14 protein-coding genes are annotated in these 24,213 nt (G+C 70.9%); 3 read left to right on the top strand and 11 right to left on the bottom strand.

The genetic code is table 11. The features are described from left to right. Positions 1-4: 4 nt before the first annotated feature. The 10 genes from AB8735_RS02360 to AB8735_RS02315 form a co-directional block, all read right to left on the bottom strand. Positions 5-547: an HIT family protein gene (locus tag AB8735_RS02360; RefSeq protein ID WP_372404864.1), complete on the bottom strand. Its 543-nt coding sequence runs from the start codon at positions 545-547 to the stop codon at positions 5-7. Positions 548-698: 151 nt separating this feature from the next. After that, positions 699-1,505 carry a methyltransferase domain-containing protein gene (locus tag AB8735_RS02355; RefSeq protein ID WP_372404861.1) on the bottom strand — a complete coding sequence of 269 codons (807 nt, stop codon included), beginning with the start codon at positions 1,503-1,505 and terminating at the stop codon, positions 699-701. A 239-nt stretch (positions 1,506-1,744) separates the two neighbouring features. Beyond that, a complete protein-coding gene (locus AB8735_RS02350; RefSeq protein WP_372404859.1) occupies positions 1,745-4,300 on the bottom strand; it encodes an ATP/GTP-binding protein in 2,556 nt (851 codons plus the stop codon). Next, positions 4,297-4,890 carry a hypothetical protein gene (locus tag AB8735_RS02345; RefSeq protein WP_372404857.1) on the bottom strand — a complete coding sequence of 198 codons (594 nt, stop codon included), beginning with the start codon at positions 4,888-4,890 and terminating at the stop codon, positions 4,297-4,299. Before AB8735_RS02345 ends, AB8735_RS02350 begins: the two co-directional genes overlap by 4 nt. After that, positions 4,887-5,996: an NlpC/P60 family protein gene (locus tag AB8735_RS02340; protein ID WP_372404855.1), complete on the bottom strand. Its 1,110-nt coding sequence runs from the start codon at positions 5,994-5,996 to the stop codon at positions 4,887-4,889. Before AB8735_RS02340 ends, AB8735_RS02345 begins: the two co-directional genes overlap by 4 nt. Further along, positions 5,993-8,389 (bottom strand): hypothetical protein, encoded by a 2,397-nt coding sequence (locus AB8735_RS02335; RefSeq protein WP_372404853.1) that lies wholly within the window; start codon positions 8,387-8,389, stop codon positions 5,993-5,995. Before AB8735_RS02335 ends, AB8735_RS02340 begins: the two co-directional genes overlap by 4 nt. Then, positions 8,386-10,983 (bottom strand): ATP-binding protein, encoded by a 2,598-nt coding sequence (locus tag AB8735_RS02330; protein WP_372404851.1) that lies wholly within the window; start codon positions 10,981-10,983, stop codon positions 8,386-8,388. Before AB8735_RS02330 ends, AB8735_RS02335 begins: the two co-directional genes overlap by 4 nt. Beyond that, positions 10,983-11,492, bottom strand: coding sequence for a hypothetical protein (locus AB8735_RS02325; RefSeq protein ID WP_372404849.1), 510 nt, complete (start codon positions 11,490-11,492; stop codon positions 10,983-10,985). Before AB8735_RS02325 ends, AB8735_RS02330 begins: the two co-directional genes overlap by 1 nt. Further along, entirely contained in the window at positions 11,489-11,800 is a 312-nt protein-coding gene (locus tag AB8735_RS02320) for a hypothetical protein (RefSeq protein ID WP_372404847.1), read from the bottom strand. The genes AB8735_RS02325 and AB8735_RS02320 overlap by 4 nt, the downstream gene beginning before the upstream one ends. Then, positions 11,797-12,282, bottom strand: coding sequence for a hypothetical protein (locus tag AB8735_RS02315; RefSeq protein WP_372404846.1), 486 nt, complete (start codon positions 12,280-12,282; stop codon positions 11,797-11,799). Before AB8735_RS02315 ends, AB8735_RS02320 begins: the two co-directional genes overlap by 4 nt. Before the next feature lie 883 nt (positions 12,283-13,165). Here AB8735_RS02315 and AB8735_RS02310 point away from each other — a divergent pair. Then, positions 13,166-13,366 (top strand): hypothetical protein, encoded by a 201-nt coding sequence (locus tag AB8735_RS02310; RefSeq protein ID WP_372404845.1) that lies wholly within the window; start codon positions 13,166-13,168, stop codon positions 13,364-13,366. A gap of 77 nt (positions 13,367-13,443) precedes the next feature. Here the strand turns inward: AB8735_RS02310 and AB8735_RS02305 are convergent, their stop codons facing one another. Continuing rightward, entirely contained in the window at positions 13,444-14,328 is an 885-nt protein-coding gene (locus AB8735_RS02305) for a replication-relaxation family protein (protein ID WP_372404844.1), read from the bottom strand. A 1,083-nt stretch (positions 14,329-15,411) separates the two neighbouring features. Here AB8735_RS02305 and AB8735_RS02300 point away from each other — a divergent pair. Continuing rightward, positions 15,412-17,745, top strand: a complete 2,334-nt coding sequence (locus tag AB8735_RS02300; protein ID WP_372404842.1) for a penicillin acylase family protein — start codon at positions 15,412-15,414, stop codon at positions 17,743-17,745. Between the two features lie 54 nt (positions 17,746-17,799). Continuing rightward, positions 17,800-24,213: an amino acid adenylation domain-containing protein gene (locus tag AB8735_RS02295; protein ID WP_372404840.1), complete on the top strand. Its 6,414-nt coding sequence runs from the start codon at positions 17,800-17,802 to the stop codon at positions 24,211-24,213.

Here is a 24,213-nt window from a genome sequence, read left to right as displayed (position 1 = left end):
CCAGCTACACGCTGCGGCGCACAGACTGATGTGCTGACTCCCGGAACGCGTCGCCGCGGAGGGCGCCCATCGCGGTGCGGATGCGCTCCGCCGTGTCGGCTGCCTCTTCCGGGGAGAAGGACAGGATTCCGTTCTCACTCATCAGGGCGTGGAACTGCTGCTTCTGGTAAGGGACACCGGGAGGCAGCCCGGCGATGTGCCAGTGAAGGTGGGCGTTTCCCTGCTGGCTTCCAAGCGAGTACAGGTACGTCCGCTCAGGGCCAAGGGCAGCTTCGGCAGCGAGAGCGGTCTCGCGGACGAACAGCATGAGCCGGGTATAGGCCGTCTCGTCCAGGTCACGGACGACATGCTCGACGTGCCGCTTCGGGGCGACGAGGATCTTCCCGGGCAGTGTGGGCCAGCGGTCCAGGAAGGCGATGTGGTCTTCGTCCTCGAAGATGGTCTCGTGAGGGTAGTCCGGATGTCCGCGGAGAAAGGCGCAGATGAAACAGGGGCCGGACTGCGCACGCTCGACATACGCCTCAAGATCCATGTGCTGCTGGCCCATGAACGGTCACCCTACGGCCGCACCTCAAGCGCTCGCCCTGCAGTCGCTGCGTCATTCACTCATCCGGAGGTCCATGCGCACGCGCCGCCCACAGCAGGGTATGTCCCGGTCCCGCCGTACGTCCTCCGGCTGGTGGTCTGAACGCTCGCTGTTATGTACGGGGCACGGTGGCGGAGGTGAGGAAGTAGGTCACCGAATACAGGAACTGGCCGCTCTCGATTGCCTCGTTGAGGAGGGTGTTGAAGCGGTGTGCTTCGGTGCGGTCGATGTAGCCGCGGTCGGCGAAGACATCGGCCCAGTCGCGGACGCCCATCGTGTCGTCGATGGTGCGCTTGTCGCGGACGACGAGAGTATGCGGCTCGACCTCGACGTCGAGCAGGCCGCGTGCGGTGAGGATGCCGGGGACGCGGCGGGCGAAGGTGCCGTGGCGAATGCTGGCCGTCTGGCGCAGGCCCAGGATCCTGGCGGCCAGGCGGTGGTCCTCGATGTTCAGGGCCTGGGTCGCGGTGTCCGGGTCGCAGACGACGATCCGGCCACCGGGACGGACGACCCGCAGCATCTCCTCCAGGACCCGGTCGGGATCCTCGACGTGCTGCAGGACGCGGTCCGCCCAGGCCCCGTCGAACGCCGCGCTCTTGAACGGCAGGTGGTGGCTGTCGGCGACTGCCACGTTCTTGAGGCCGGTGTGCTTCATCGTCTCGCACATGGTCCGGGACAGGTCGCAGGTGATGACCTGGGCGCCGGATTCGTCGGCGAGTTCGCGGGCGGCGTCTCCGGTGCCGGCTCCGACATCGAGGAACCGCTGGCCGGGCTGGGCCTGGAGCAGGTGGCGTAAGCGCTGTTTGTAGGAGACGAAGAACGGCTCGGTCCGCAGACGGAACAGCGCGTTGACCAGCCGGACCGGGTGGGGATGCGCGTCGATGTTGGAGAAGGCGTGCGGTACGTAGAAGTCGCCCATGGCCGGACCTTACGGCCCGCAGCCCTGCTGCGCAGGCCAAATCGTCACAGCTACGCCTCGACCACGACACCCGTGGTGCACTGAGCCGGAACGTGTTGATGGGATGCGCGGTGCGCGTATCCCACGCGCACCGCACCGTGAGTTCGACGACGTGCCCCCGGAGGCGCCTACTGGCCGCCGAGCAGGCGGCGCAGCATGCCGCGTAGTCCGCGCAGGCGTTCCTCGGGGAGCGGAAGGTGTCATAGGAGTCGTGGTTCCACCGGCCCGGCGTTGTCCGGAGGCGGCGAATCCTGGGGAGTGCCGCGCTGCCGGGCAACTGCGGAGTGGGGTGCGGGGAGGGCACGGGGCGTCAAGTTCTCTGCGATGGACCGGCGGAGGAGGTGGACGTGTCGGGGGCGGGCGAGGTCGTGGAAGACCTCGTCGAGTTCGGGGCCGCGGATGCGGAGCGGGCCGATGCGGCGGCCGTCGACGGTGAGGGTGATGTAGTGGTGGTAGCGGGGGAGTTCGGCGATTTCGGGTGGGGTGATCGTGTTGCCCCACTCCTTCGCCAGGACGGCGACCGCGTCGATGGCGCCTGAAGTGCTGGAGAGCGTGCTGGCGTTCTGGAGGAGGGAGTCACGGGTCGCGGTGCTGATGCGCTGGAGGAGTTGAGTCATGGCGTGGAGGCGGATACCGAACTTGCGGAGTTCCTCGCTGACGGCGGCCAGGGTGCTGGAGGAGGCGCTGTCGACGGAGATGAGTTCGTCGACGAAGGCGTGGAAAGGACGGCGCCGGGATTCGGGGGTGTCGCGGCGGGAGAGGCCGGCGCGGAAGAGGTCGTGGAGGAGGAGCGAGACGAGGAGGCGGTCGGTGGGGCCGGAGGCGCGGGGACAGATCCAGACGACCAGGCCTTCGTCCATGGCCTGGCGGATGTTGTAGGTGCTGGTGGGGGAGGAGAGGAAGGTGCGGGCGGCCGGGTTGGCGGCGAGGCGCTCGATCGGGTTGAGGACGGTGGGCAGGGCGTCCGCCGGGGTCTGGGGGAAGGCCGTGAACCACCAGGCGGCTTGGTCCTCGGGGAGTCCGGAGAGGACTTGAGTGCGCCAGAGGGGGTCGGTCAGCAGGGTGGGGATCTGGAAGAGCGTGGCCTGCTGTTCGGGGCGGCCGGTGGCGACCGCGGCGGCGTTGAGCGCGACGAGGGCCTCCGTGGCCTTGGCGAGGATGGTCAGGGCCCTGGGGGCGTTCGAGTCGCTCCAGCCGAGCACGGTGGCGAAGGCATCGCAGACGGCGCGTACGACGTCCTCCGGGCGTTGGCCGCGCTCGACGCCGAGGAGGTTCCATGTGCCGAGTGCTGCCTGGTCACCGGCGAGGTCGATGTGCCACATGCGCTGCGCGACGTGGCGGTGGGCGAGATAGGGAAGGGCACGCTTGAGAGCGTCGCCGTGCGGGTCGACGAAGGCCAGCCCTTCGCCGGCGTGGGCCAGGGCCACGGCTTGGACCAGGGCCTGTTCGGTCTTGCCGTAGCCGGACCTGCCGACCCGGAGCGAGAAGAGTGTCTCCTTGAGCGGAGTGGCGATCAGACGCTCCGTACCGTCCTGCGCCGTGTACCAGCCGTGCGGCATCAGCCCTCCGCCCCCGGGCCGGTATTCGGGCAGCTCATGGGTGAGCAGGGGCAACCGGCAGTGCAGGGTGGGCGGTTTGAGGAGGCCGGCGATCTCGTCGGCGCGGGCCCATGAGGCGCGCAGTCCGGTGATCTGTCCGGTGGACCATCGCCGGTCGAACCGGCGACGGTACGGGCGGGAGTCCGCGCTCCAGAGGAAAGGGCCGATGCGGCGGGCGACCTGGCTGATCCGGTTGCCGCCGGTGAAGGTCTCCAGGGCGGCGGCGATGTGGTGGAGATGCCGCTTGGCGCGGCCGCGTTGGTCGGAGGAGCAGCGGACGAGTAACTGGATGCGCAGCAGCCCGGTGTCCTCGCCGATGCGACCGAGGGCCTGGACGTCGTCCACGGGCCGTGGACGGGGTGGCAGGAGCAGACGGCGGTTGTGGTCGCCGCCGAGGAGCCGGGCGAGTTGGTGGCGCCAGGTGTCCTCGGCCTGCAGGGTCTCGCGCCAGGCGGCGGAGGCTTCGCGCCGGGCCCGGTCCCGGGCCTGGGCGAGCAGTTCCCGGCGTTGTAGGACGATGCGCCAGCGGGGGACGGGCTGGAGGTCGAGGCAGAGCTCGGCCCGGTCGCCGAGGTCGGTGCGGACGGTGGCGACGGCATCGACCAAGGGCTGCAGCGGGTCGGGTTCGAGGGGAACATCGCGCAGCCGCCGGGCGGGGTTGCCGCGCAGGACGAACTCGGCGCGGACCTCGTGCTTGCGCTTCCTCTCCGCCGGGAGTTGGGCTGTTGCGACCTGGACGGTCTTGTACGGGGTGGCGGTGAGCAGGTGCCGGGCGCCGGCGGGGCCCTCGACGAGGTAGTCCAGCGGGCGGGTGCCGTCCGCGCGCAGGCGGACGCGTACCGTACGGGCGCGGCGAGGAACCCACCAGGGTGTGGTGGTGGCCGCGCGGGCGAGCAGCAGGGCCTGGCGCCAGATCTGCTCGGCATCCGGGTCGAACCGTGAGCCGGGCTCCATCCGGACCCGTACCCGTCGTCGCGCGACCCGGCGGGCCAGCCGGGCCAGGAGGTACCGGACCGGGACCAGGACGAGCGCGATGAGGAGCACGGTCAGCACCGGGTTGTCGCCGATCCAGAGGGCTGCGGTGATCGAGGATCGCAGGACGGTCCATGCGCCCGCCCCCAGGAAGGACACGATACCGACCACGACGGAGGCGCTCACCGGACGGGTTCCCAGCCGCGCGCGGTCCTGCTGAACAGCAGACGCGTGGTGAGGCCGTCGGTCTGCCGGCCGGTGGAGTCGGTGCCGGCCCACACGAGCAGGACGCCGACGCGGCCGCGGTCGGCGGCTCGTACGGCGGTGCCCTGGAGCCGGATGCCGGTGTAACGGGGGCGTGGGGGAGGGGAGTCGGTGAAGTATCCGGGCCACGGGGAGCGGCTCGTGCCGGTGACGTCGGCACGCCAGACGCGCTCGGCGAGCGCGACGATCCGGCGCTCCTGCTCGGCGGGAAGACGGGACGAAGAGGAACGGTCGAGCATCCGCTGCACGGCCCGGTCGCCCGCCGGGCCGTCGCCGGGTACGGGAATCCCGGACGGCGCGGCAGGCGCGGGCCGTGATGCCGATGGGCGGGAACCCGGAACTTTCCGGGGCCCGTTCGACGGAGTGCTCGCGGGCACCACAGACGCCTTGCCCCGCGGCGCGGCCGGGGGCGGGCGCAGGGCCAACAGGAAGAGCCCGAGCACGGCGAGGACGGCGGCCAGGACAAGGAGTAGGAGCCCGGAGCGACGCAGCCGGGCGGCGGGACGCGTCATAGGAGCCGGGCTCCTCCCGCGTAGCCGTGAGTCCACACGGCTTCCGACCGCACCTCCGCGCCCGGTCTCGGCGCGTTGACCATCTGCCCGGAGCCGAGAGAGATCCCGACGTGATAGATCGTCGCGTCGTTGCCCGGGTCGTACGCGAAGAACACCAGGTCGCCCGGCCGCAGGGCGCTCACACCGGCGTCGGCGGGGATGCGCCGTCCGGCGCCCGCCTGGGCGTCGGCGGTGCGCGGCAGGACGATCCCGGCCCGGGCGAAGGCGTACTGGGTCAGCCCGGAGCAGTCGAAGCCGCGGATGGCAGCACCGGACCGCCCGGCCGGTGAGCAGCACCCGCCGTACGAGGGGCCGTCGGGCCCGCCGCCGCCCCAGGAGTAGGGCACGCCGGTCTGGGAGAGCGCGGCGCGCAGAACGGCGGCGGCGCTCCCGGTCGTCGGTGATGCGGTCGCTGTGCCGAGTTGGGTGTAGCGCTTGATCCAGTCCGTGACCTCCTGGACGTAGCTGTCGGAGTGGTTGTAGGCGTAGATCGCGGCGCGCAGTTGGGCCGGGTCGGTGAGGTTGCGGCCGTTGCCGCAGAGGTAGACGGCGGCGGCGAGGGCGGCGTCGTCGGCGTTGTGCGGGTCCTTGACGCCGTCGTGGTTGCCGTCGCGGGCGGCGCCGCCGGTCCAGGTGGAGGGGAGGAACTGGAAGGGGCCCACCGCGTGTTCGCCGTGCGGGTCGTCGTCCCAGCGGCCGCCGTCGCTGTCGGCGACCGGGGTGGTGTTCTCGCCGACGCCCGAGCCGTCGAGGCGGGGACCGATGATGTGCGGGCTGATGTCCCCGGTGGCGGAGATGCGGTGTCCGGCGGCGTGGTGGGACTCGATCTCGGCGATGCCGGCGAGGACTGCCCAGCGCATGCCGCGGCACCGGGGTGCTTCCCGCGGGGTCTGGGCGGCGGCCGACTGGTAGGCGGTGAGCATGCGGGGCGGGATGCCGGAGACGGAGGAGACCATGCTCATGTCCGCGGAGGCAGCGGGTCTGCGAGGGGCGCCGAGGACGAGGGCGAGCGGTACCCCGAGGAGCAGCAGCCCCAGAACGACGGTGGTGCAGCCGAGCTTCCTCACGGCCGGCCTCCCGTACGCCCTTCGCCACCGGGCGAATGCGGGTCCGGCTCGTTCACGTAGCGGTCGAACCAATCCTGCGGCAGACCGCCGCGGTAGCGGGGCTCGCCCCGCCAACGCTCCTTCTCGCGCCGCAGGTTGTTCGCGGTACGGATCGGGCCGACGACTCCCTCACGGGCGCGCTCGTACACCTCCCGGGCCGGGCGGGACAGATCCTGGCGGCCCGTACGGGTGTCCCGGCGCCACTCCGCGGCCACCAGCTCGTAGTGATCGAGCTGCCGGGCGAGCCGTCGGCTGAGTTCGGTACGGCCTTCGCGGACACGGGTGTACGCGGCCGGCAGGCCGACGGTCGAGTGCCACAGCGTCTTGCCCGTGCGCAGCAGGACGCGTCCGCCGCGCGTGGAGCCGATGCGCTCCTGCAGCCGGATCCCGATCGGGGTGAACGGCCCGGTGGGGTGCCGGTCGGGGTGGCTGAGGATCTCGCCCGTCGTGCCGTCGATGACGACCGGCAGCCGGTTGTCGCGTCGCGGACCGCGGTCGCGGCCGGCCCGGCGGTGGTTGGGGGGAGGGCCGGTCCAGGCGAGCTGGGCCGCCCGCCCGGCCACCGTCAGCGGCGCCAGGCCACGACGGGCTTCCGCACCGGCCTCGGCCAACAACCCCGGCCGGTTACCGGACGTCGTCATGGCCCGCCACCCGGCGGCGAGGGCGGCGCGGCGCCCTGCGAGCCGGGCGTGAGCCGACGACCCCGCGGAACGGCCTCCTCCCAGGAACAGCCCGCCGCCGGGGGAGACGGCAGGGGCGCCGCCACCCAAGGAGGCCAGCGCGAGACCGGTCGCGGCCGCGTCATCGCCCAGCATGTGACTGCCGCCGACCTTCGCGAAGCGCATACGGGTCGCGAACCGCTGGCCGAGGCCGCTGATGCTGCGGCGCATGCGCCGGTGCAGGGCGAGGCCGACGATCGCGAGCCCGTCCAGGAGCACCAGGCGCTCGACGAGCACCGTGTGGTCGGCACCGGTTAGCAGAGCCTGGGCCGCGACGCCGAACAGCGGGATGAACGCCGCGACCGCGAACATCAGCACCGCCGCGGCCCCGAACGTCCCGACCCACCGCCACAGCACCCCACGGTTCGGCCCTGGCAAAAGCGCCCAGACCAGCACCACGCAGCCCACGACCGCCGCGAGCACGCACCCGAACTGCGCCCCGATCAGCGCCAGGACCATCGACACGACCAAGGCGAAGACGACGCCGGCCGCGACCAGGAGCAGCAGGGCGCCGAGCACGCGCTCCCAGGACACCTCGCTCATGAAGGCGGCGGCCGCCTTCCCGGCGTCGCCGTCGTTCTCCAGCAGCCGGGCGATCGCTCCGAGTTTCCCCGGCAGCCGGGGGCCGGGACGGTCCGCGGCGCTCTCGCCGTCCCGGATGCAGTATCGCTTGGCCGGGCCGTCGATCAGATCGCACGCGTCCGGCTTCTCCTTCGTCCCGTCGAGGGCGCCCTTCCCCAACCCCTTCAAGTAGGTCTGATACATGCGGCTGTCCTTGTCGACCAACTGCCCGTACTGCAGGAGCTGGTAGGGCTGGACGACGAGGGTGTCGGTGAGGATCCGGGTAAGCGGACCGGAGACCTCGGCCGCCGCCGGAGAACGGCGCCCGGCCCGGCACTCGTCCCGCGCCGGGCCACTGACCAGATCGCACGGATCCTCCCCCTTGGGGCTGTTGCGGTCCGGGCCCTCCTTGTTCTGGTGGTCGACGCAGACCTGCTGGGCGGGACCGGTGACCAGAGCGCAAGGGCCTGTCACCGGGCTGTGCTCCAGGCCGCCGCTGCGCGCCGTGATGACCGCGGCCTCCGCTGCCGCGGACTCGGCCTGCCGCAGCGGCCCGTTCGGGCCGAGCAGGACATCCGGGCGGACGAGACCGGTGGCGGCGACGGCCGAGATCAGCAGGGTGAGGAGGATTTCACCGAAGCCGCGGCCGGGCCGCCCTCGTATCACCATGATCAGACCGAAGACGAAAGCCCAGGCGAAGAGGAGACCACCCAGCCCCAGAGCGGCGAGCACATGCTGCTGGTAGGCATCCGAAATCCGCTGGGCGGGACCGGTGAGCTGGGCCAGGACCGGGAACCGGTACGCCCAGTCGATCAGCCAGCAGGCCGCGCCGACCAGCGTCCGGGCGAGCGCGAACAGGCCGCCCATCAGGAACTTGGTCGCATCCTCGACCGGACTCTCGCCCCCGCCGGTCAACTGGTAACGATCCAGCGGCACACCATCACCGGTGAGGACATTGAACGGGCTCAGAAGCCCGCCACCGGTCTCGGCGGCCTGCGCGGGGGCAACGGCCAGGCTGTCGGCCGCGAGCAGCACGACCACCACGCCGACCCGGTGGACGTGACGGCGGTTCATCGACGTCCTCCGTCCGGAGCGGGGGAGGGCGCGTCCGGGGTGGTGAAGATGCCGTCCAGCAGACGGGGCAACGGCGGAACCACCACCTGGAAACGGCCGATCTGCATGCGCGCATCGCGCCCGAACATCTCTCCCTCCCGCCCCTCCCGCCCGATGGGGGAGAGGTCGCTGGTGACCTGCCGGAGCAGGTCCTCGTCGTCGCCGGGCAGGCCCAGGAACTCCAGCCCGCGCGCGGCCAGGACCGGGTCGCTGGTACGGGCCAGGAAGCGATAGGCGAGCAGCCCCCGGATGACCTCGTTGCCGAGCTCCAGGACGTCGTGCCCGCCCAGACCGATGCCGGCACGGTGCTTGCGGCCGTCATGGACGATCTCGTGCACGAGCGCCAGCCCTTCGGCGGACGACGTGAGCCAGTAGCACTCGTCCACCGTGACCAAGGTGAAACGGTCCTGCGCGAAGGCGACCTGGCGCGCCATCGCCGCGATCAGGTAGAGCACCGCCCGGCCGATCAGCGCCTCCAACGGCTGCGTCCGCAGCAACTCCGGATGGCCCACGGTCTCCCGCGGCGGCAACGTCAGTCCGGCCGTCGTGATGACTACGAAGTCCGAGGAGCCCAGCTCCCCCTCCAGATCGATCGCCGGGAGCGCCTCGTCGAACACCATGCGGGCCAGCGGCCGGTCGGCCACGATCCGCAGCAGATCCAGGAGCGTGCCCGCCTCTTGAGAGCGCGGCCCCGCCTCTTCGGCGGCCATCTCGTCCAGCGCCTCCATCACGCGCGCCATCGACGGCGCGGAGCAGGATGTGGCCTGCTGGACCGCCCGGTTCAGAAGGGCGCCCTGGGCGGTCATCGGACCGACCCCCAACTGCAAGGTCAGATAGGACAGGGCATAGTGCGCGCCGACGGCCGGCGGAAAGATCCGCAACGGATCGATCGACAGCTCCGCCCGGGCGGCGTCCACGATCTGACAGCGCCCGTGCGCGGCGGTCCGCGCGAAGCGCTCCCACTCGCGCATCGGCGTACGGTCGATGACGATCGCCCGGCCGCCCCGGTCCACCACACCGGACGTGATCAGCTTGAGCAGGACGCTCTTGCCCCCGCCCAGATCGCCGGCGACCCCGAACGACGCGCTCGCGTTGGCGCGCGGGGCGTTCGCGACGTCCAGCAGCACCGGTACGACGGTGCCCGCATCCTGGGAGATCCCGATCAGCTGCCCCGTCGGATCGCCGAACGACGCCGAGACGAACGCCCCGCCCATCGCCCAGTCCTCCGAGAGCTGGAACTGGGTGAACTCGCGCACCGACGCCGCTGCCGTACTCCCGGGCAGGAAGAGGGAGAAGAGCTTCTCCTGCCCACCGATCGGCCGCACCAGACGGTAGCCCGCCCCTTTCACCTCACCGGCCAGCGCCCTCGCCCGCTCCTCGCACGTCCGCGCATCCGGCCCCCACACGGACAGGACGGTGACGGACTGCACCTCCACCTCGACCTGCGACTGCGCGGCCCGCGCACCCAACTCGCCGAGATCACCGGCCGCATCCCGCATCCCCTCCGGCAGACCCGTCGCACTGTGCGCGGCGTACTGCTCGGCCTGGTCCACCAATTCCCGCTTCTTCTTCGCCACCTCCTGCTCGACCTTCGCCGCCGGAACCAGCCGCAGATCACACACGACGTCCACCGGAAACGGCATCCGCTCCAATTGGGCCAGCCAGTCCGCCCGCGACTCCGTCACCGCCCGCGGCAACTGCGCCACAGCCAACTGCGCCTGATAGCCGGTCCCGGCCTCGCACTCGACCTCCAGCCACTGCCGCCTGACCGGAGACGGACCGCGAGCACGGCCTCCACGGGGCCGCGCCCGCGCTACGGAAGGACCCCCGTCGGCCTCCGAACCGGAGCCAACCGGCTCCATACCGCCCTCGAGCAGGCGCACTTGCCCAAGATCCGCATAGGACGGGGAGCGTAGGACGCCACCGACGACCGCTCCCTCGTACGCGGTGTCGGCAGAGGCCGCCTCCACCAGCAGCGGCTCGTCCAGACCGCGATGCACCGCATGCTGATGCATCCACACGATCTCCGCCGCCCGCGCCGGACGCAGCACCACACCACCACCCAGGTCCGCGACAACCTGGAGCGCCCGCTGCCGGAACTCCGCCACCTCCGCAGCCGGCACGGGAGCGGGCCGCAACCCGAGCAACCCGGACACCTCCGCCCACGCCGACCCCAACGCCGCCGACACCTGAGCCCGAGCCCCCGACACCGTCAACGGCACCGCCAACCACACCGTCCGCTGCTGCACCTCCATCCCGGACAGCAGATCCAACTGCGCCCGCGCCACCTGCGCCCAGAACGGACACGCCTCCAGATCCACCGACTCCAGCGTCCGCAACACGACCTCACCGGGATCCCGCTGCGCACTGAGACTGAACACCCGGGCGGCGTACGGCAGCGAGCGCACCAGACCGGTGACCCGGTCGATGACCTCGCTGTGCTCGCGCACGCCCATGTAGCGGCCGCCGACCGGTTCGACCCGCCAGAAGGCCCACACCACGCCTGCGACGGACCACATCAGGTGACCGGAGATGTGCCGGATCATCACGCGCATCACCACCCCCTCCGTCCCGGGCCCTGACGCAGCAGGCTCTGCAGGGTGGTGGGGGCCGGTCCGGGAACACCGCCCGCGTGTGCCTTCGGCGCCCGGAGCGGCGTCCCCTCGCCTGCCTCCTCCACCTCCTCGAGAGCGAAACCGCCGTACAGCACGCGGGAACGGCTCTCCCGCACAGCTCGACCGTGGATCCGGCCACGCGACGGCTGAAGCGCCAACTCCACCAGCCCGGCAGCGGCGTTGAACGGGGACCGGCCACCGATCTGCACACCCCGCACGGCCCAGATCGCCACCGCCCACACCACGACCGGGACCGGACCGAGGAACGACCACCACGAGAACGTCTTGATCAGAACGAAGGCGCCCACGACCGCGACGACGATCTGAGCCGGGGTGTACGGACCGAACGGCACCGTCCAGTCGCCGATACGCCCGAGCACCCACGGATATCGCCGTGCCTGGGTGTAACTCCGGCCCACACGGGCCTGGACCGCTGCTTCCGCACTCATGCCGCACCACCGCCCTCGGCAGCGCTGTCGACCACCTTCACATGCGACGTCGTTCCGGCACCGCTGTTGAGGACCTCGTTCTTGAACGCGTTGCCGAGGTCGTTGCGGGCGTTGTAGATCCCCAGGCAGACGACGAGCCCCAGCAGCGCGCCGATCCCGGCCTTCACACTGAACTTCCGCACCACGTTGACGACCACGATCACGATCAACGCCAGCTTCAGCGCCTTCTCCGACCAGCCCGTGCCGATGCCCAGCAGATGATCGCCGATGTCCTGGAACGCACCGGCGAGGGTCACCGTCGTGTTCACCGCGCCCCCTCCGGCTCGGAGCCCAGCCCGGCGATCTCCCAGCGACCGCCGCGGGCCGTCAACCGCAGGTCGTACGCCAGCGGCCACTGCCGCCCCGCGCCGTCACGAGCCACCACCTGCGCGGCGACTCGCGCGACCTCCCCGTCACGACCGACCGCACCGTCCGAGCTCTCTCCGCTTCCTCGGCTCACGGCCACCCGCTCCAACTGGACCGTGCGGTAGGGAGCCGGGCTGACCGGCGGGAGTTTCACCCCCGGAGCAAGGAAGCGGTCGGAGACACCGGGCCCGCCGCCCAGGTAGGCCGACAAGAACTCGCCGGCAGTCCGCGCCAACGGCGAATCCGGAGGCACCGAGAGCGAATCCGTCGTCGAACGCGCGAGGGCGGCAGAAGGAGCAGCGACCTCCGCCGGAGCCCGAACGACGGTCACCTGCCGCACCGCCCCTGATCCGGCGACGGCCACCGGCACCACGAAGTACCGCACGCCCACCGGCTCCTGAGAACCCTGGCCAAAGCGCAGCTGGGCCGCCACGGTCACCGACCACCGTCCCCCGCCGGCCGGTACGGATCCCACGGCGCTGACACGATCCACCGCCGGGGCCGAGCGCCCCCACGAGGGCGGCGACACCTCCGGCGCCATCGCGCGAAGGGCCTTGGCAGCCGCGCTCCCGTCCTGCTGGGCGTCGCCGCCCAACCAGAAGGAGACGAACAACTCGGCATAGCCGGACGGGTCCTGAACCCCACGTGCCTGTACGGGAGATGAAGACCGGGGCTGCGGCAAATCACCACGGGCCGCGGAATGCGGCAGACACGCCACGGCACCCAGGGCGACCGGCCCGCACAACACAGCTCCCCACACCACCGAACGGACCGCCAGCAGACGACGGGAACGGAACGGACGGACGTGCGCCGGGACCGGCTCGGCGGGGGTTCCGGAATCAGGCGCGCGGCCTCGACGCGGACGAAAGGAAATAGGCATCGACAGACTCCTCGAGAATCGGGAATGCGATACCCCCACTCTTCGGCCAGGACTTACCAGAACCCCTTCCGCTGGATCGGCCACGACAGCACAAAGCCATTACGGCTCATGGTGAGTGAGCGTGAGAAACAAGACTATGCGCAGACGCTCACCTCATACCGCTTGCAAACAGAACGAGATGACGATGACCAGTGCGTGGTAAGCCATCCGGTCAACGCCGAGATGGAAAGTGGAAATTGCAGACCTGAGCCGTCCAGCGAGAGGACTCCTGATGAAGCTGATCCGCACATGGATCGCCGCACGGTCCAGCCGCTCGTACCGATCCGAACCAGGCCCGCTACCGGCTTGCCACAATGCGGCCGCGCACATCCCCGTCCGGGGACCGCTGATGACCGAACTCCTGGCCATCGCACAGCACACCACGAGACTGCCGTGGCTCGCCGCACGGGAAAACTACGCCGAGGAGTACAGGCTCATCGCCCGACACCTCATCCGCGATATCCAGGCCGGCTACCTCGCGGCTACCGCCGGCCACGGAACCCTCGCCGACCTGATGCCCGACTCCCCGAACCGCGACCGAGCTTCCTGAGGACACGTAACCGCTCCACGAAAGAACTGCCCCGGTGAGCAGCGCTGCTCACCGGGGCAGTTCTGTTGTCGCCGGCCTCAGACATCCATCCAGGTGCACGACGCGCGGCCCGTACTCAAGGACGACCAGACCGGAGAAGAAGCACCCTGCTCCTCAAGGTCTTCCAGCACAGCGGCCCCGACCGGCACTTGGGCGGCGAAGGGAGCCGCAAGAGGATGTTGCCGAGCCATTGCCCGAAGATCGGCGATACGTTGCGCCAGCGCGCGCGGCCCGGCGCCGGTCAGGACGAACAGCACCCGGGGGAACACCGGGTAGGCCCGCTGCCAGGAAGCAACCGACAACTGCGGGCCGCCACCTCGCCGTCCACCCGGAGTGCCATGGTGCCCGTGGTACCGGGCATAGGTGATCAACTTCGAGGCCAGCCGCTCGCTCGACTCGGTCGCCCGGTCGACCTCGACGAGCGCGCGAAGCAGCGCCCGGTGCGGCTGCGTACGGGTGTAGTGCAGCAGCGCGTCGGCGATGAGCATGCGCTCGCCGTCGCCGGCCCCGTCGCGCACCGGATGGGCGACTTCGACCCGCCAGTCCAACGGACCGAACTCGTCCCCCAGAAGACGGGCACCCTGCAGGAAGACGACCGCGGTACGCGTCACGGTAAGCGTGTGGACACTGTGCACACCGGCACCGGCCCGGTAAGCACGCCGACCGGCAAACTGCGGCCAGCCGAGGACCGTCACCTGACCACGACGGGTCAGAGCCCACACGCTGGGGTGGTAAGCACGATCGACGGAGTCGACGAGTCCGGCCTCGCGCAGTGCGCGCAAACAGCGGCGCAGGTACACCAGATGAGGCTGCGGCGAGAGCAAGCGGTGCAACTGGGCCGTGGTGGCGGCCCGGTGCTGGAAGAGCACCGACAGGAGCTGCTCGCTCACCGTCCCCTTCGATGTGGATGAGATCTCGGGCATGGAAGAACCCTTCGGAGAGAGTCATGAACCTGCTGAGCGGTCCTCTCTGTTCTCCTCAGCCCATGGACCACATTGCTTACAACAGACAACCGCGAACGGAACAGTACGGCCACGCCGGACAACCAAGACGTCCGAGGTCCCGATACCGTTCTCATGGAGGTTCTCCAAGAGCTTCCCCAAGGAATTGCGCGGCCAAGGACCGCACCGCGTAATGCCGCAGGCAGGAAGGCATGGAAAGCAGGAACTGCACCCCGACATCCCCTCCGAATGCTGCTCCTGTCCCATGAATGATTGTTGAGGCGAGGGGGCTGAGGAGCGCGGCGGCAGCATGCGCCGGGGAGACGGTCGGGCCTGATATGCGGGAGAACTGCCTGGAGCTGATCCCGGAGGGGAGCGTGTTCGCGTTCCTGGCCGAGCACCGTGGCGTGCTGTTCCCGGCGGAAATGTATCCGTAGGCGAACGACAGGTCGTCCATGCCGCCGCAGATCCTGGCCGCGGCGGTCACGTTGCAGGCCCTGCACGGGCTGTCGACTGCGACGGCCTCGTCGCTCAGCCGGTGGCTGAGGGCTCTGGCGAGCGCCGAGCCCGCGCGATATGTCCCACGCGCTGACCGGTCGCGCGAGGATCGTCGCAGGGGTCCGCAACGTCCCCGAGAGTTGGACCGGATCGCCACGCAGGTCCTGTGCCTCCAACGGGCGCGATCGTGCCCCCGCTTGAACACCACAGTGCAACGCTTCGTGCGCTTGCTTCCCATCCGGCACTGTTTCCTCTGAAGCCTCAAGCCCTGCGATCCGGTGGGGAGTTCGGGTCGCGGTCGCCGTTCGTTCTGTCGGCACGACTGCTGCCTGCGCCGGCGGGACAAGGACCGGAAAGCGATCATACGGTCCTCTTGTATCCGTGGATGGCGGTGTGTAGAAGTTTCTATCAGTCCGAGTCGCGCGGTCCGGGAGTGAGACTCCGCTGCGGGCCGAAAGGCTTTCGTGATCGAGGCACAGCTATGCCTGTTGGAGGCGAGAAGCCCTGTCCACGGTCCTTGACGCCAGGAAACGCCGGCGACGAGCCTCGCTGGCTTTACCGGCCGTGGTGATCGTCATCGCATGGCTGGTGCCGGCGGTCCCGCCGGGGCCGGTGTCGAGGGATGCGTCGCTGTCGTCCGTCGCCGCGGTCGGCTATCGCGCCGAGATACGCCGGACAAGCTATGGGATCCCCCATATCCGGGCGGCGAATCTCGGCAGCGTGGCCTTCGGCCAGGGCTGGGCTTATGCCGAGGACCGGCTGTGCGATCTCGCGGACCAGGTGGTCAAGGTCCGGGGCGAGCGCTCGCGGTGGCTCGGACGCGGACCGGGGGACCGGTATCTGGCGTCCGACTTCGGGTATCGGGCCCTGCGTTTGACGGACCGGGCAGGACAGGCGCTCCCGACGCTGTCGGGCCGTGCCCGGTCCATGCTCGAGGGCTATGCCGCCGGGTACAACCGATACCTGGCCGGTGTCGGGCCGGCAGGCGTCCGGGGGTGGTGCGCGGGGCAGCCGTGGATCGCGCCCATCACCGCTGTGGATCTCCTCGCCTACGAGCAGGATCTCGCGATCGTATCCAGTGGGCGGGCGGTGCTGCCCGCCATCGCCGCGGCGCAGCCACCGGTCGTCCGTCCCTCCGATCCGCTGCGGGTTCCACCGGCCGCGGTGGCGGCCTCGGTCCGGCAGGCACTACGGGGTCCTCACGGTCCGGCGCCGGGCAGCAACGGCTGGGCGATCGGCGGCGAACGGTCGTCCACCGGCCGGGGAGCACTGCTGGCCAACCCGCATTTCCCCTGGCAGGGAGAGCTCCAATTATGGGAGTGCCAGCTCACGGTCCCCGGCGAGCTGAACGTCTACGGCGCCGGGGTCGGCGGACTGCCGGGAGTCCAGATCGGCTTCAACGAGAAGGTCGCCTGGACCCATACGGTGGCACCGGGCGCCCGCTACACCTTCGCCAAGCTCCGGTTGGCCGAGGGAGACCCGACGGGCTATCGCCACGGTGACCGCGTGGAGCGCCTGCGGCCGACCACCCTGTCGGTCCGGGTCAAGCTCGCCGGCTCCCGACTCGGCACGGTCACCAGGACGTTGTGGTCGACCGGCTACGGGCCGGTCGTCGACCTCTCCTCGCTGGATCCGGGCTACGGGTGGAGCACCACCGGCGCGATCGTCTTCCGTGACGCTAACGCGGGCAACACGCGGCAGCTCGATTTCTGGCTCGCCATGGCGCGGTCCGGCAGCGTCGCCGAAGTCGCCGCCGTCAACGCGAAGTACGGCACACCGTGGCTGAACACCCTGGCCGCCGACCGCAACGGGGACACGTGGTACGGGGACCCCGCGAGCACTCCCGATCTGGGAAAGGCGGCCACCGAGGCGTGGTTGGCGAGCCCCATCGGTCTCCTGGACGGCAGCGATCCCCGGCAGGACTGGCAGGAGAGTTCCGGAGCAGCCGCACCCGGACTGCTGCCGCCGAACCGGTGGCCTCAACTCGCCTGCAGGGACTACGTCTTCAACGCGAACAACAGCCCGTGGATCGCCAATCCGCGGCACCCTCTCGAGGGTTTTCCCGCGCTGCTGGGGGAACAGCGGACAGCGCTGGAGGCCAGGGCCCGGTTCAACGCCCTCCTGCTCGCCGACTCCGGGCGGGGGCCCGATCACCGCTTCGGTCTCGATGACCTCGTGTCCGCGGTGCTGTCCGACGAGACGCTGAGCTCCCGGCTGCTGCTCGGCCCGGTACGCGAGTTGTGCCATGCGCACATCGGAGAGGCGAAGGCCTGCCACGTGCTCGACACCTGGGACGGCCGGTTCTCGGTCGACAGCAGAGGAGCCGTGCTGTGGCGCGAGGTGATGTCGAACGTGTTGGCCGTCGACCACGACGCCCTGGTGTCAGCGGGCCCCTTGTTCAGCAAGGCATTCGATCCGCGCGATCCCGTGCACACCCCGGGTGTGCCGAAACCGGATCCCGCAGTCCTGGGACGGGCGATCGCCGGCGCGCAGCACACCATCGAGGCGGCCGGCCTTCCGCTCGACGTCCCGCTCGGCGCCGTGCAGTACGAGAGCAAAGGTGGCAAGCGGCTGCCCATGCCGGGAACCACCGACCCGCTCGGCGGGCTCAATGTGGTGGAGTACACCCCGGAACCGGGCACCACGACGGAACCGGTCCAGCCGTCGGACGGTTTCCAGGTCAACACCGGCACCAGCATGTTGCTGGCAGTGCAGTTCACCCGACACGGGCCGGTGGCCAAGGGATTGCTCACCTTCTCGGAGTCCGATGTCCCGGGCTCGCCGCACTCCGCCGACCAGCAAGGGATGTTCGCCCGGGGCGGAGTACGGAAGTGCTTGTTCACCCGGGCGGATGTCCTCGCGGACCCCGCACTGGAAACCACGGTCGTCGCGGGGCGGTAAGGGCGGTAATCGAGCCGACAGCGTACGCACTTGTAGCGGAGGTGACTGACGGTAGTGACGAACAAACCAGGGTTTGCCGTTTCCCCGCAGCAGCGCCACTATTGGTCGCAACTCCCTCCCGTCGGACCGCACCGTGAAGTGCAGATCCGGATGGCACTGGACGGTGAGCTGGACCGCACCAGGCTGCGCTCGGCACTGTCCGCCGTGGTGCGTCGCCATGAGTCGCTGCGCACGGGCCTCGTCGTCGGCGAGGGCAGGTCGTCACCCGCGCAGGTCATCGACGATCCCGCCGACGTCGAGCTGCGCGTCACCGAGGTGACCCCGGGACCGGACGCGGCACTCGCCTCGGCGCTGGACGAACTCGGGGCCGGGGAAAGGGCGGCGGTCGGCCCCGGGCCCGGTCGGGGATTCCGGGCGCTGCTCGTCGGCATCGGGACCGACCGGGCGGCCCTCGTCCTCACCGCGCACGCGCTGATCGCCGACCGGAGTTCGCTGCGTCTGGTCGCCGGGGAACTGGCCACCGCCTATGCGGGCGACGAACTGCTGCCGCCCGTGGCGGACATCGTGCAGTACGCCGACTTCGCGGCCTGGCACAACGACCTCCTCGCCACCGCGGACGGTGCCGCCGAGCGCGCCGTCTGGGCCGACCAGTTGGCCGAGGGCGACGGTGGTTCCCTGCCGAGCCGCGCGGACCGGCCCTCCGGGCATCAACCCGACCGGCGGACGTACCGTCCGGAGCCGATCCCGGTCGCCACCGCGCTCGATGAATTCGCCACGTCCCACAAGGTTGACGCCGAATCGGTGCTGGACGCCGTGTTCCAGGTGGTGGTGTGGCGCCTGGCGGGCGAGAGCAGCGCTCCGGTCCTGCTGACCTCGTCCGGCCGGAGCCACCCTGCCGTCGACCGCACGGTGGGTGCGCTGGAAAGGGAGTTACCCCTTCGCGGCCGGTTCACGGCGGAACAAGAATTCCTTTCCGTCGCAAGGGAGACCGCCGACCGGCGTCGCGACGCCGAGCACCGGATCGACCACCTGGACCCGGCCGTGCCGGCCGGGCACCGGGCCGCCGGGCTCAGCGCCCTCGCCTGTTTCGACTTCCGCGTCGCCGCGGAGCCGATGTTTGCGGACGGCGTCCGCTGCACGATCGTCGAGGAGACGAGGACGGGCACGGCCGACATCGAACTGGGCTGTGTGCGGGCCGGTCACACTCTGGACATCGAGGTCCGGTACGACGCCGCCCTGGTCGATCCCGCCACCGCCACGGCTCTCGCCGACGGCTTCGCGGCCGCGCTGCGCGCGGTCCTCGCGGACGGGACGGTCCGGATCGGGGAGATCGAGCTGCTCCCCGCCGGGAAACGGGGCCCGGTGCTCGCCTCCGGCGTCGGTCCGGTCGCCCAGGTCCCGTCGGAGGCCGTGCACGAACTGTTCGCGAGGCAGGCGGCCCGGCGGCCGGACGGGATCGCCGTCGAGTTCGAGGGCACCGAACTCAGCTATGCCGAACTGGACGCGAGAGCCAACCAGTTGGCCCGTCACCTGATCGCCTCCGGGGTGGAGCGCGGCGACAAGGTGGTGGTGTCCGTCGGGCGGTCCCCGGAACTGATGGTCGCGCTGCTCGGTGTGCTCAAGGCCGGTGCCGCGTTCGTCCCCGTCGACATCGGCCATCCGCGGGCCCGGACGGAGCTCGTCCTGGAGCACGTGGCGCCGAAGATGCTGCTGGCCACCGGGGCGGTGCTGGACCGGCTCGGCGACCCGGGGCTGCCGGCACTGGTGATGGACGGGCACCCCGACGGGCTCGCCGCCCTGCCGCGGACCCCCGTCGAGGTGCCGGTGACCGCGGACGACACCGCCTATCTGCTCCACACCTCCGGCACCACCGGGAAACCCCATGCCGTCGTCGTCCCGCACCGGGGTCTGACCAACTACCTCTCCTGGGCGGCCACCGCCTACGCCATGGCCGAGGGCAACGGCGCGCTGGTGCACACCTCGATCGGCTTCGATCTGACGCTGACCGGCCTGCTCGGCCCGCTGGTGGCCGGCCAACGGGTCATTCTGCTGCCCGAAGCCGCCGGAGTGATCGGGCTGGTGTCGGCACTGCGCGGGATGCGGGACCTCAGCCTGGTCAAGCTGACACCGACGCATCTGGACATCGTCGCCCAGCTGGTCACTCCCGAGGAGATCACCGGCAGTGTGCGCACGGTGGTGGTGGGCGGCGAGGCGCTGCGGGCCGAGAGCGCCGCGCTGTTCCACGCCGCCGGTGCCACCGTCGTCAACGAGTACGGTCCGACCGAGACCGTGGTCGGCAGCACCGCCCACCGGATCGACGCGGACGGGCCGTGGCACGGCCGGGTGCCGATCGGGACACCGATCGCCAACACCCGGGCGCAGGTGCTGGATCCGCGCCGCCGCCCGGTTCCCGACGGGGCGGTCGGCGAGCTCTGCATCGGTGGCGCGGGCGTCGCCGACGGCTATCTCGACGAGCCACGGCTCACCGAGGAACGCTTTGTGCCCGATCCCTTCGCGACGGAGGGCTCCCGGCTGTACCGGACCGGCGATCTGGTCCGCCGACGCAGCGACGGCACCCTCGAATTCCTCGGCCGTGCCGACGGACAAGTCAAGATCCGCGGCGTCCGGGTGGAGCCCGCCGAGGTCGAGAGCGTGCTGCGCGCCCACCCCGGAGTCGGGCACGCGGTGGTCGTCGCCCGACGGGACGAGGACCCGGGCGGTTCCTCGCCGCTGGCGGAGGAACTGCGGCTGGTGGCCTATGTGGTGCCCGGGAAGGACACCGGCGGTCCGGCCCCGCACCCCCGTGCGCTGGTCGAGCACTGCCGTACCCGGCTGCCGGAACCGCTGGTGCCCGCCGCCGTCGTGGTGCTCGACGCACTGCCCATGACGGCCAACGGCAAGCTCGACCGGGCCGCACTGCCCGTGCCGGCGGCCGTGAGCCGGTCGGCGGCGGAACACGCCGCATACGTCGTCCCGCGCACCGACACCGAGGAGATCCTGGCCGGCGCGGTCGCCACGGTGCTCGGGGTGGACCGGGTCGGGGCGGCCGACAACTACTTCGTCCTCGGCGGCGACTCGATCCGCAGCGTGATGGTCGTGAGCCGGGCCCGGTCCCGAGGGCTGGACCTCACGGTCGCCGAACTGCACCAGAACCCGGTCATCGGGGACTGCGCGGCCGCCGTGGACCGAAGGCGCCCGGAATCCGACGCGCCGGCCACCGCCCCGTTCGCCCTGATCGACGCCGAGGACCGCGAGCGGCTCCCCGGCGAAGTGCAGGACGCCTTCCCGCTGAACCTGCTCCAGGAAGGGATGATCTTCCACCGCGACTTCGCCGCGAAGTCGGCCGTCTACCACGCGATCGCCTCGGTGCGACTGCGCGCCCCGTTCGATCTCGACGTGCTGCGCACCGTCGTCCGGCAACTCGTCGAACGCCACCCGATGCTGCGGACGTCGTTCGACATGACGACCTTCAGCAGGCCGCTGCAGATCGTGCACGGCAGCTTCGAGACGCCCCTGTACTCCGAGGACCTGCGCGGGCTGTCCGAACGGGAACAGGACGACAAGGTCGGCGCGTGGATCGACCGGGAGAAGCTGCGCGGCTTCGAGCTGCACGACTACCCGCTCATCCGGTTCATGGTGCACCGCCGCAGCGACGAGGAGTTCCAGTTCACCTACGGCTTCCACCACGAGATCGTCGACGGCTGGAGCGAGGCCCTGATGATCACCGAGCTCTTCAGCCACTACTTCTCGCTCATGTTCGACGAACCGATCACGATCCGGCCGCCGAAGACGGGCATGAGCGACGCCGTCGCCCTCGAACTGGAGGCGCTCGGGCGCAAGGAGAACTACGACTTCTGGAACGGCTATCTCGCCGACGCGACGCTGATGCGGCTGCCGAGGACCGGTGCCGCCGCCGGGCCGCGGGCCGACAAGGGCGACCGGGAGATCGTCCGGATCGTCGTCCCGGTGGCCCGGGAACTGTCCGACCGGCTCCAGCAGGTGGCCACGGCGCACGCGGTGCCGCTCAAGAGCGTGCTGCTCGCCGCCCATCTCGCCGTCATGTCGGCCTACGGCGGCAATATCGACACGCTGACCTACACCGTGACCAACGGCCGCCCCGAAGCCGTCGACGGCAGCACCGCCATCGGGCTGTTCGTCAACAGCCTGGCGCTGCGGGTCCGGATGGCCGGCGGCAGCTGGCTGGAGCTGATCGAGGACACCCTGCGGTCCGAGCGGCAGTCGATGCCCTACCGGCGGCTGCCGATGGCGGAACTCAAGCGGCACCAGGGCAACGAGCCGCTGGCCGAGACGCTGTTCTTCTTCACCAACTACCACGTGTTCGACGTGCTGGACCGGTGGATCGAGGCCGGCGTCGAGCACGTGGCCAACGAGCTCTACGGCGAGTCGACCTTCCCGTTCTGCGGCATCTTCCGGCTCAACCGGACGACCGGCCGGCTGGAAGTGCGGATCGAGTACGACAGCCTGCAGTTCTCCGCCGAGATCATGGAAAGCGTCCGGGACTGCTACGTACGGGTGCTGACGGCGATCGCCGCCGATCCGGCCGCGGAATACGGGACCGCCGACCTCCTGCCCGCCCGGGACCGCGAACTGCTCGACGGGTTCACCGACGGCGGCCGCCGCCCTGTGCCGCAGCACTGTCTGCACGCGCTGGTGGAAGAACGCGCGGCCGCGGCCCCCGACCGGGTCGCCGTGGAGTTCGACGGCACGGCCGTCAGCTACCGGGCCCTCAACGAGCGCGCCAACCGGATCGCGCACGGGCTGCGCCGCAGGGGGGTCCGGCGCGAACACGTCGTCGGCGTGCTCGCCGAGCGCTCCGTCGACCAGATCGTCTTCCTGCTCGGCGTCCTCAAGGCAGGAGCCGCCTACCTCCCGCTGGACCCGGCACAACCGGACGAGCGCACCGCGCTCCTCGTGGCGGACAGCGCGGCGCGGGTCGTGCTCGTCCAGGAGCACCTGGCCGGCCGTGTTCCGCCGGCGGCGGAGCCGTTCGCGGTGGACCGCGCCTTCCGGGCGGTCGGCCACGAACCCGTGCACAACCCGGCCGTCGGCACCGGCCCGGCCGACGCCGCGTACGTCATCTACACCTCGGGCTCGACCGGCCGGCCCAAAGGGGTCGTCGTCGAGCACCGCAACGCGGTGGCCTCGGTCGACGCCAGGAACACGGCCTACGAGGAGCCGGCCGGCCGGTTCCTGCTGCTGTCCTCCTTCGCGTTCGACAGCTCGGTGGCGGGCATCTTCTGGACGCTGTCGACCGGCGGCACCCTGGTGCTGCCGAGGGAGGGCACCCAGCTCGACCCGGTGAGCACGGCCACCGTGATCGCCCGGCAGCGTCCGACGCACACCCTGGCCGTCCCGTCCCTCCTGGGCCCGTTGCTGGAGCAGTCCGACCCGGCCGAGCTCGCATCCCTGGCCAGGGTGATCACGGCCGGGGAGGCGGCTCCGTCGGCGCTGTACGAGGAGCTCCGTGCGAAGGTCCCCGGATCCCGGCTCGCCAACGAGTACGGCCCCACCGAGACGACGGTGTGGAGCACCGTGTGGACGGCCACGGAGCCGGTGGAACAGCCCCAACTGCCCATCGGCCGCCCGGTGGCCAACACCCGGGTGCAGGCGCTGGACCAGCACGGACGGCCGGCACCGATCGCGGTGGCCGGCGAACTGCACATCGGCGGGGCCACCGTGGCCCGAGGGTATCTGGGCCAACCGGCCGCCACCGCGGCCGTGTTCCGGCCGGACCCCGACGGCGCGGCCCCCGGCGCCCGCCGCTACGCCACCGGCGACCTCGGCCGGTTCCTGCCCACGGGCGACCTGGAGTTCCTCGGCCGCAACGACCACCAGGTCAAGATCCGCGGTTTCCGGGTGGAACCGATGGAGATCGAGGCCGTGCTGGACGCCCACCCCTCGCTCCAGCGGTCCATCGTGATGGCCCGCGGCGAGGAGACCGGTGAACAGCAGCTCGTCGCCTATGTGCTTCCGGAACCGGGTGAGCGGCCGGACCGGGCGGAACTGCAGAAGTACGTCCGGGACCGGCTGCCGAGGTACATGGTGCCCAGCACCTTCACCGTGCTGGACGCGGTGCCGCTGACCAGCACCGGCAAAGTCGACCGGGCGCAGCTCCCCGACCCGGATCCGGTGGCCGAACTGCCGTATGTGGCACCGCGGACCGAGACCGAACGCCTGCTCGCCGACATCTGGTCCGCGGTGCTCAAGGTCGGCCGGGTCGGTGTGCACCACCACTTCTTCGACGTCGGCGGCGAGTCGTTGCGCGCGATGCAGGCGATCGCGGCGACGAACAAGCTGTTCCGGACCCGGCTGTCGGTGCGCAGGCTGTTCGACGCGCCCACCATCGCCGAGTTCGCGTCCGTGGTGGACGAGGCCAGGACCTCGGGCGCGGAAACGGCCCGGTCCGGCGGGGTGTTCGCCGCGGCTCCCGAAAGCGGCCGGGGATGA

The organism is Streptomyces luteireticuli (assembly GCF_041519305.1).
GTDB classification, from domain to species: Bacteria; Actinomycetota; Actinomycetes; order Streptomycetales; family Streptomycetaceae; genus Streptomyces; species Streptomyces luteireticuli.
Note: the sequence above shows the minus strand (reverse complement) of the source record. Positions and strands in the feature narration are given on the sequence as shown.

Coding starts and splice junctions, on each gene's coding strand:
- AB8735_RS02360 (WP_372404864.1), bottom strand. CDS start 547: ATGGGCCAGCAGCACATGGATCTTGAGGCGTATGTCGAGCGTGCGCAG.
- AB8735_RS02355 (WP_372404861.1), bottom strand. CDS start 1,505: ATGGGCGACTTCTACGTACCGCACGCCTTCTCCAACATCGACGCGCAT.
- AB8735_RS02345 (WP_372404857.1), bottom strand. CDS start 4,890: ATGACGCGTCCCGCCGCCCGGCTGCGTCGCTCCGGGCTCCTACTCCTT.
- AB8735_RS02335 (WP_372404853.1), bottom strand. CDS start 8,389: ATGAACCGCCGTCACGTCCACCGGGTCGGCGTGGTGGTCGTGCTGCTC.
- AB8735_RS02330 (WP_372404851.1), bottom strand. CDS start 10,983: ATGCGCGTGATGATCCGGCACATCTCCGGTCACCTGATGTGGTCCGTC.
- AB8735_RS02325 (WP_372404849.1), bottom strand. CDS start 11,492: ATGAGTGCGGAAGCAGCGGTCCAGGCCCGTGTGGGCCGGAGTTACACC.
- AB8735_RS02310 (WP_372404845.1), top strand. CDS start 13,166: ATGACCGAACTCCTGGCCATCGCACAGCACACCACGAGACTGCCGTGG.
- AB8735_RS02305 (WP_372404844.1), bottom strand. CDS start 14,328: ATGCCCGAGATCTCATCCACATCGAAGGGGACGGTGAGCGAGCAGCTC.